The organism is Prosthecobacter sp., from assembly GCF_046154365.1.
In the GTDB taxonomy this organism is placed as follows: domain Bacteria; phylum Verrucomicrobiota; class Verrucomicrobiia; order Verrucomicrobiales; family Verrucomicrobiaceae; genus Prosthecobacter.
Genome location: NZ_JBJXFV010000127.1, coordinates 51,366 through 60,399 on the forward strand (window position 1 = coordinate 51,366; position 9,034 = coordinate 60,399).

Annotated in this window: 6 protein-coding genes; 1 reads left to right on the top strand and 5 read right to left on the bottom strand. The window is 60.6% G+C overall.

Going from position 1 to position 9,034, the window contains the following annotated elements; all coding sequences use genetic code 11:
• Nucleotide 1 precedes the first annotated feature (1 nt).
• Complete coding sequence (locus ACKVY0_RS16670) at nt 2–1,501, top strand: sodium:solute symporter family transporter (RefSeq protein WP_409215956.1); 1,500 nt, start codon at nt 2–4, stop codon at nt 1,499–1,501.
• Here the strand turns inward: ACKVY0_RS16670 and ACKVY0_RS16675 are convergent.
• The 5 genes from ACKVY0_RS16675 to ACKVY0_RS16695 all read right to left on the bottom strand — a co-directional run.
• Complete coding sequence (locus ACKVY0_RS16675) at nt 1,458–2,216, bottom strand: SDR family NAD(P)-dependent oxidoreductase (RefSeq protein WP_409215957.1); 759 nt, start codon at nt 2,214–2,216, stop codon at nt 1,458–1,460. The genes ACKVY0_RS16670 and ACKVY0_RS16675 overlap by 44 nt on opposite strands.
• A 20-nt stretch (nt 2,217–2,236) precedes the next feature.
• The gene (locus ACKVY0_RS16680) at nt 2,237–4,924 is read right to left on the bottom strand and encodes a protein kinase domain-containing protein (protein WP_409215958.1); all 2,688 of its coding nucleotides are present in this window, start codon (nt 4,922–4,924) and stop codon (nt 2,237–2,239) included.
• A gap of 58 nt (nt 4,925–4,982) precedes the next feature.
• Nucleotides 4,983–5,957, bottom strand: a complete 975-nt coding sequence (locus ACKVY0_RS16685; RefSeq protein ID WP_409215959.1) for an amidohydrolase family protein — start codon at nt 5,955–5,957, stop codon at nt 4,983–4,985.
• Nucleotides 5,958–5,965: 8 nt separating this feature from the next.
• Entirely contained in the window at nt 5,966–8,248 is a 2,283-nt protein-coding gene (locus ACKVY0_RS16690; protein ID WP_409215960.1) for an aminotransferase class III-fold pyridoxal phosphate-dependent enzyme, read from the bottom strand.
• Between the two features lie 68 nt (nt 8,249–8,316).
• A partial coding sequence (locus ACKVY0_RS16695; RefSeq protein ID WP_409215961.1) for a P1 family peptidase occupies nt 8,317–9,034 on the bottom strand: 718 nt, incomplete at its 5' end.

Below are 9,034 nucleotides of genomic sequence, written 5' to 3' on the forward strand. Positions count from 1 at the left end.
CATGACGCATCACTTCTCCTGGCTCGACTACACCATCTTCGGCGTCTATCTGGCAGCGTCGGTCGGCGTCGGCCTTTATTCCGCACGCGGCTCCAAATCGCTTGGTGATTACTTCCTTGCCGGTCGTGGCATGAGCAGCGTTCTGGTCGCCATGTCGATCCTGGCGGCTTTGTTCTCCGGCATCAGCTACCTCGCCGGACCGGCAGATGTGTACAAGAACGGCTTCGGCTTTGCCTATGTGGTGCTGGCCTTCTTCATCGCCACGCCCTTCACCGCGATCTGGATGCTGCCGAAGTTTTACCAGTCACGATTCTACACCGCGTATCAATTCCTCGAAGAACGCTTCGCGCTCCCCGTTAGGCTGCTTGCCTCCGGTCTCTTCATCTTCCGTGTGGCCCTGTGGCTGGCAGCGGCGACCTACGCACCCGCACTGGCCTTGGAAACGGTCACAGGGTTGCCGCTGTGGATCACGATCGTCGCTTCCGGCACGCTCACCACGCTCTACACGGCACTCGGCGGCATGCGGGCCGTCATCTGGACGGACGTGATGCAACTCATCGTGCTCTTCGGCGGCCAACTCATGATTGTGCTCGTGGCGCTCGGCAAAATTCCCGGTGGGCTCGGTGGCGTCTGGGACACGGCACTGACAGATGGCCGCATGGACATCAGTTTTTCTTTCAGCATCGCCGAGCGCGTAAACATCTACTCCCTGCTGCTTGCCGGTGCCTTCCTCCACCTCGTGCAGATGGCCACCGATCAAGTCTCCGTGCAGCGCTACCTCAGCGCTGGCAGTTTGAAGGAGGCTCAGCGTTCGCTGTGGATCAAACTCTGGTTCGTGCTGCCCGTGCTCGTTCTCTTCTACGGCACCGGCCTCGTGCTCTACGCTTTCTACAAGATTCATGGTGATCCACTCGCCGCTGGCTTGATCGCCAAAGAAGATCAAATCCTGCCTTACTTCGTCGTCACACAGCTTCCCGCCGGACTCCCCGGCCTGCTCATCGCGGCCATTTATGCCGCGAGCATGTCCACCATCTCCGCAGGCCTCAACTCACTGGCTTCGGCCACCGTCGTCGATTTCAAACAGCGCCTCTCAAAAACTCCGGTCGGCACTCAGGCTCAGCAAGTCGGCAACGCGCGCTGGATCACCGTTGGTTATGGCGTGCTTGTGATGGGGCTGGCCTTTGCTGTCTCGGCCATGCCGGGCAATCTCGTCGAGTCAGTGAACACCGTCATCGGCCTGATCGGCGGGCCGCTGCTCGGTTTGTTCTTCCTCGGCATGTTCACGCAACGCGCCACCACGCGCGGGGCGCTCCTCGGTTGCCTCGCGGGCTTCATCGCCTTGCTCAGTGTTTACTTGTATCAAAGTGGCTTCCTCACCGCCGTGAAGCCCGCGCCCGTCGTTTCCTTCATCTGGTTCAGCCTCTTTGGTTGCCTGATCACCATGGCCGTCGGCCTGCTCACATCCGGCCGATCTGCCCCGTCGTCAGTCCCCCATCAATGACGATGATCTCGCCCGTGATGTAACTCGCCGCGTCAGAACAAAGAAACACTGCTGCACCAGCCACATCTTCCGGCGCACCGACACGGCGCAGCAGAATCTTCTTCTCGTAGTGCTCCAGCACCGAGCGGTCCCGCGACTCCATCCACGTCGCCGTCAGCGGTGTCTTGATCAAACCGGGTGCGATGCCGTTCACGCGGATGCCGTGATCCGCCAACGACACCGCGAGCGACTTCGTCAGCATCACCAGCGCTCCTTTGCTCGCGTCATAGGCACATGAATCCATTTCTGCCTGAAATCCATTCGTCGAAGACGTGATCACAATGCTACCGCCACGTTTTTCGGCCACGAGATGCTTCGCAAAGGCCTGCGCCGTGAAAAACGTGGACGCCAGATTAAGCTGCATCGTCTGGTCCCAACGCTCGCGGGTCATTTCGAGCAAAGGCAGATCAAAAAAACTGCCCGCATTGCAAATCAGCGTGTCGAGAGCAGGCTCACACTCGAAAGCCTTCTCCACAAGTGATGCGGGAGCAGATGGATCGCACAGGTCGCATGGGACGTATGAGGCCCATTCAGGAAGCGCCGGCGGCCTATCGGTGAGCCCATGGCACACGACGCGTGCGCCAGCCTCATGCAGCCCATGCGCCATCGCCATGCCGATTCCTTGCGATGATCCCGTCACCAATGCGGCACGTCCTTCAAGAGAGAATGTTTTCATCATAAGAGGCCGCCACCTTGCTAGCGACCAGGTCGTGATGCCAGGGCAGGTTTGTCTAACAAGGGTCGCGCGGCTGCGGTCTTGGCACCGGCATCCGGCACCAGCACACAGCGGAAGCCATGATTGTGGCCGCGATAGCCCGGCGTGGCATGGGCGCGGTAGGAGGAAAGCAGGGAGCCGCGCTCATACGGGGTCCATGAGGCACCACGCAGCACACGATCGTTCCCGGCCGCATCGTAGCCGTCTTCGCACCATTCCCACACGTTGCCGCCCATGTCATACAGGCCGGCCTTGTTCGGCTTGAAGCTCATCACTGGTGCCGTGGTGACGAAGCCGTCCTCATAGCCGTCCAGATAGCCTGCGCCAGTGCGCGGGGCTTTGATCTTGCGGCTTTCGTCGCTGTAGTTCCCGGCCCGGTCCTTCGTCTTCGGCGGAAAATCTCCGCCCCAGGGGAACTCGGTGTTCTCTTTCTGGCTGAGCATCGCTGGCGTGGCTCCAGGCGGCCGTTTTTCCTGCTCCAAGCCCACGGCAAAGCTCCACTCCTCATCCGTGGGCAGTCGGTAGGTCCTGCCCTCCTTCTTGCTCAACCATGCACAAAATTTCTGCGCATCCTCCCAACCGACTTTGGTCACGGGATGCTCTGCCTGACTCTCCTCTGGTGCGAAGCCGTCGGCGCTTTGATCCTTCCACGCACCGTCCACGCTCTTCACCGCCGCCGCATAAGCCGCGTAGTCTTGGTAGCGCACTTCATGGATGCAGAAGAGCACGCCCATGCCCTTTACCAGCGTGAACTTCATGCCCAGACTGTTCGTGACGCCGTCCTTGAGTGCCAGCACCATCGCGGGAGGCAGCGAGGGTCCAGACTTGCGCTGGCTTTGGGGCGGTGGGGCCGAAGGGGGGGCCAGCTTTGCGCTGACGGCCTTGCTATCCAGCGCCTCGCCTGCCAGCTCTTCGCGGTAGCCTCGCACGACCTTCGCGTCGGCCACACGGTCGCCCTTGGTGAAATCAGACTCCATTTGTGCCAGACGCTTGTCGAGTGACTCCGTGAGCTGCCGCAGATTCGCCTCGCGTGTGGCGGCCAGCTTTGCCTGGGCGGTGCGGTAGATGCCACGCAGGGTCTGGAGGCTTGCGGGCGTCTTGCCATCATCCTCCTGCGGCACCTCTTCCTTGGCAGCGAGGCGTTGTTGCTCCGCCTCCAGCGACAGAATGCCATCCAAATGCCCAGCAGCCTTCTCCTCCGTGATTTTTTTCGCGATGCCGCCGAGGTAGCTCGTGTTCAGCATCGCCAAATCAGCCGCATAGGGCGCAGACACCCGCTCGACCTTCAGTTTGATGAACTGCGCATCCAGCGCCGCAAGCTCAGCAGGCAGCGCTGTCTTGCTGGTGGTACCGTCTCTTGGCGGAGACACCGGCGCAGCGATGCTGCTGGCGGTGGCGGGCTTGATCTCTACAGGCGGCGTGCGCGGAATCATTAACAGCGGCTTCACATTGGCAGCTTCGACCAAGGGGTGCTGAATCACCGGCTGATTCTGTGTCGGCACCACCGTGGCCACCTTCAGCGGTGCTGCTGGCGTGACCTCCGTGCTGCGCCTCACCGACGCCACCACACGCGGTGCGGCGGCTTGCTCTGCAACATCACCAGCCTCACTTCGCTCCTCAGTCTGCCGACCACTGAGCAGGAAGAATGCCCCCATCCCCACCACCGCAGCGAGGCCCAGGCCCGGGAGCAACGCTCCGTGCGCCGCCGGACGCCGGTCAGCGCCATGGTTGGCCGCCCTTTGTGCCGCACGCATCGGCACCAGCGCAGCGGCTTGCTTCGGCGGGTGAGCATCCGAGTCGGCACGCAAATCCGGTGCTGGCACCTGCGGCTGCAACAGCGCATCGAGATGCCGCCGCATTTCCATGGCGCTGCAGTGGCGCTCGTTGCGATCCACCTGCATCGCCTTGTAAATGATCTCGTCAAAGCGTGTGTCAATGCCCGGCACCACCACCGACGCGGGCTTGAAAACTCCCCGTGGAATCTGCCCGGTGAGCATCTGATAGAGCATGACCCCCAAGGCATAGAGATCGGCCCGGGCATCCACCATCATGCCAGGAGTCATCGCCTCCGGCGCCACAAAGTCCTGCGTGCCCATGGCCAGATGGCTCTGCGTAAAGCCCGCTTCTTCAGTCACGGCCTTCACCAGCCCAAAGTCCGCCACCTTCACCCGGCCTTGCGTGTCCACCATGATGTTCGCCGGTTTGATGTCGCGGTGGATCAGCCCATTTTCATGCGCGTATGCCAGCGCCTCACACACATGCGCAGCGATGGCATAGGCGTGTTTTGGCGGCAGCCTGCCGGAGCTGCGGATCATCTGCGCCACGTCCGTGCCCTGTACATACTGCATCACAAAATACAGCATGCCGCTGGCGGTCTGCCCCGCGTCATACACCGGAATGATGCCGGGATGCTCCAGCCGCGCCATCGCACGCGCTTCGGCGACGAACCGCGCGGCAAAGCTCATGCCGCCATCGTCCACCGTCGGCGGCAGCACCTTGATGGCCACCTCACGGTCCAGGCTTTTTTGCCGCGCCTTGTACACCGCCCCCATGCCGCCACGGCCCAGCAGGCTGATGATTTCATAACCTGGCAACTCCGGCTCAAGCGCTTCCGGCGTGGGTGCCTGCCACGAGTATCCATGGGTGTTCGTTGGGATGGAGGGCGTCATAGGATCGGATGGAAATTTCCACACCAAGCCCGAATTTTGCAACCTGAGACCCTCTTTATTACCCCCCGCAGTTGCTGGGATTGCCAGCCAAGTAGGCGCGAATGTTCGCATCGGCGATGCGCTCCATCACCGCCTCACCACTGGCCTTCAATGCATCGACCTCAGCCTTGTAAGTGCTGATCAAGCGCACGATTTCGTGATTGATCTCCGCCGCATAACTGTAAAACGGCGAATCGCTGCCCCACATGAACTTCTGCGGATACGCCGCCGCCAGATCAGCGATCACGCGGGCTGGATTCGTATAATCGGAGTCAAACCGCCGCGCCTTTGGGGCGATGTAAGGCATGTCATTCACCGCACCGACACAGTGGATACAATGCGCGGAGCAATCAAACCAGGTGTTCGGCAGTGCCTGCACGCGGTCGAGGCATTCCTTGTCGTAGCGGCACGAGTGCGCGAGACAGAAGCGAACATTGGGATTTTCTTCCGCAATGTCGAGGATGTCACTCGCCTGCGCCCACAAATCGCTTTCTGCCACGCTCGAATGAATCAAGAACGGCACATCCCACTCAGCGGCGAGTTCCACGAAGACCTTGCCGCGATCCCGCAGGTGCTTGATGTCCGCCTGGAGGATCGTCGTCTGCATCTTGATGCCGTGGAAGCGGTATTCGCCACGCAGCTTGCGCAACTCCTGCGCCTGCGCCGCCGTGTTGCGCATCGGATCAGCCATCACAAACGGCAGCATGCGTTTCCCCTCCTCCGGGAACAGTTCATAGATTTCCTTCATCAGCCGCCGGTTCTCAAAGGCATACGGCACGTCATGCAGTCGGCCCGTTTCATCCTTGATCTCGTTCTGCATGAACGCCGTGACATCCAGCGCCAGATGGCTGACGAAGGGAAATACAATCCAGCGGTCCACGCCGAGCGCACGACCTTCATCGTGCATCGCCACGAGGTGCTGGGCATAAGGAAAATCTCCGTGCAGGTAAAACAGCAGGTCGGAGCCGACGTGGTTATGGCAATCAATGATCATGGTGGAAATCAAACGAGTCGTGCGAAGCCTTGTTGCGGTCCCTTTGCCGCCTCCAATGGCGTCTGGGCGACGATGGCAAGCGATTCATCAAGCGCGGCGAGCATCCCGGCCACCAGCGCATCGGTGTGCGGCCAGGTGACATAGAGCTGGCTCGACATCAAATAGCCGCGTTGGAGCATGTGACGGATCATGAGCGGTTTCGCCGCCGGATTGGCAAAAGCAATCGACGGCGCGCATGGCATGCCACCGATCTTGATCCCTAGTGTCGGGTGTCGTGTGGCAACGTCACGCAAACCCGCCTGCAATCGCCCACCAAGCTCCCAAACATGCTGCTGCACGCCTTCACGCCGCATTTTGCCGATGCAGGCCAGCGTGGCTGCGGTGCCCACGCCGTCCGTCCAGTAGCTACTGGAGATGAAACTGTTGTTCGCGGCTGCCATGACCTCATTTTTGCCGATGATGGCCCCGGCGGGATAGCCATTGCTCATCGCTTTCGCATACACCGCGATGTCCGGCTCGATGCCGAGCACAGATGCGGCTCCAGGGAAGCCAAAACGCCAGCCGCTCGTCACTTCATCGAGCACAAACACCGCACCAGCACCATGGCAGGCGTCGATCACGTGTTGCATGAAACCATCACGTGGGAACTCGCTACGCATCGGCTCCATCACCACGGCGGCCAGTTTGCCATCGAGCTTCTGCATCGCGGCCTTGAAGGAGTCAGGGTCGTTGTAGCGAAACGGCACCGCTGTGCCCGCCAGCTCACGTGGGACGCCGAGTGGTTGAAGACCTGGCAACAGATGACCGTCGAGCGCGGCATCATCGCTGAGATTCGCCGCGAGATACCAATCACTCCAGCCATGATAACCGCAGAAGGCGATGCCGCTTTTGCCCGCCGCCGCTCTGGCGATGCGCACCGCGAGACCGAGCGCCTCGCCACCACCACGTGCGTAACGCACCTTGCCTGCCCACGGATGCAGATCGAGCAGCAGATCGGCGAGCGCCACCTCATCCGGCGATGCCAGTGTGGCATAGCTGCCGAGATTCACGCGCCGTTTAACCGCTGCGTTCACTTCATCATCGGCATGACCGAGCAAAATAGCTCCCACGCCGCCCGTGAAGTCGATGTAGCGCTTCCCATCAAGGTCCCAGATGTTCGCACCTTTCGCGCGAGAGAAATACGACGGCCATGTTTGCGGGTCGAAGAGATGCGCCCGTTTTGAGAGCAGGCCCGTGCCGCAGGAAATTTTCGTTTTCGCCTCTTCCCAGAGCTTTGGTCCCGCTTTGACATCGGAAGCAGGTTTGAGCAGCCGAAGGGCATTCTCGCGGAAAATATCCTCCAGATCGCCCTGAGTCATTCCCGTGTCCTCGCAGGCTTCGCGCAGACAAAGCAGTGATTCGATGCCCACCGTCGTGTATTGGCCGAAAATCGTCAGTTTATCGCCGGTGATCTCGGGATGAATCCAGGTGAAGCCATCGCCCTGCGTGATGCAGGAGCCGCGTAGCTCGCTGACCATGTAATCGCTGCCCCAAAGCACGCGTTTGGGCCCCAGAATCTCAATCGCGGCTCGAAACGCCCCGGCTTGTGTCACGGCGGAAGTATCCACGACCACGTTGTCGAGATCGACGAGGTGATGGAGGCCTTCGCGAGCATGGCTATAATTAAACGACCTCGCTACGTGCGCGAGGACGAGCTTGCAGCGTGGATAGCGACGGCACAGACGACGAAGCGCTTCCAAATTGCGCGGATCGGTGATGCCATCAGCCAGCATGATGTGCAGCATCATGATGCCGTTGTGATCGTGACAGGCTTTCCACATCCATTCCGGCGCGAAGGATTCGATCTCCGCCTCCTTCGTGTCCGGCACATCCGCGTAAAGGCGATACGGCTTGATGCCTATGAACACGCCCGTGCTCATCAGCCGTCGCACTTCCGCCGGATCATCCGTCGGTGCCGTGAGCACGAGTGCTCGCGAGTTTGTAGACACGTCGATCTGCGATTGCACCCACGCGTTCTCGCCTACGCGATCATTGTCGGCACTCGGGTAGCCAAAAAACAAGCCTTCGACCTCGCGACCAGGCATCCAGAGCTTCATCGCCGCCTGAAAATCGGCCATGCCGTAGCCGCGATCCTTATCGAGAAACACGGGCCGCTTTCCCTCCGCGAAATGGCGACTGTGAAACAGATGCGTGTGCGCATCGAAGACCTTCGACGGCACAAAGTCGTCGATGGCGCGATGGAGCAGCTTGAGATCGGTGTCGTTGAGTTCGGTGACGAGCTTGAGGGACATGCGTGATGCTGCTTTCGATGCTTTTGCCTACCAGCGGAACGTGCTGGTCATGCCTGTGAACCAAGGCTTCACTTCTTCACTACTCCAGCAGCCCCCAACACATCGAGCGGCAGCGCACGAGCCGTGCGGCGATGGCCTTCGACAGTGGTGGCGCGGAAGAGGGAGTTGAGGATGGCCTCCTCCGTGGCTTCAGCAGCAGCTTGGAAGAGCGGCGTCATCGCCTCATTCGAGAGCTCGGCGACTTGATGGATCTTCGCTTCGCGTTTGCGGCGGCATTCATCAGCGGTGCTGAAGGCGATGACGTAATCGCCGGAGCCGTTGCTCATCACCGAGCCCGTGCGGGCAAGTCCCACCAGGGCGCGGCGTGCGAGTCGATTCAGAAGTCGCGAATCCAGCGGAGCATCCGTGGCGAGGATGATCATGATGCTGCCATCACCTGAGTCCTTCGATGCCTTATCCAAGGCTTTCCAAACCGGCACGCCTGCGAGGGTGAGCTGCCCGCCATAGTTACTCTGCACCAGCACGCCGACGGTGTAGCCGCCCGCGACGCGTGAACTCGTTCCGATGCCGCCTTTGAAGTCAAAACAAACCGTTCCCGTTCCTGCACCGACGGTTCCTTCCTCGACGGGGCCGCTTTTCGCATTGTTCAGCGCATCAAAGACATGCTTCGGCTCAATGGGCCGCGCACGGATGTCACTGAGTTGGCCGTCATTCGTTTCACCGACCACCGGATTGATCGAGCGCACCTTTTCCATGCCGGGTTGCTCGATCGTCCAGGTGGTGAGG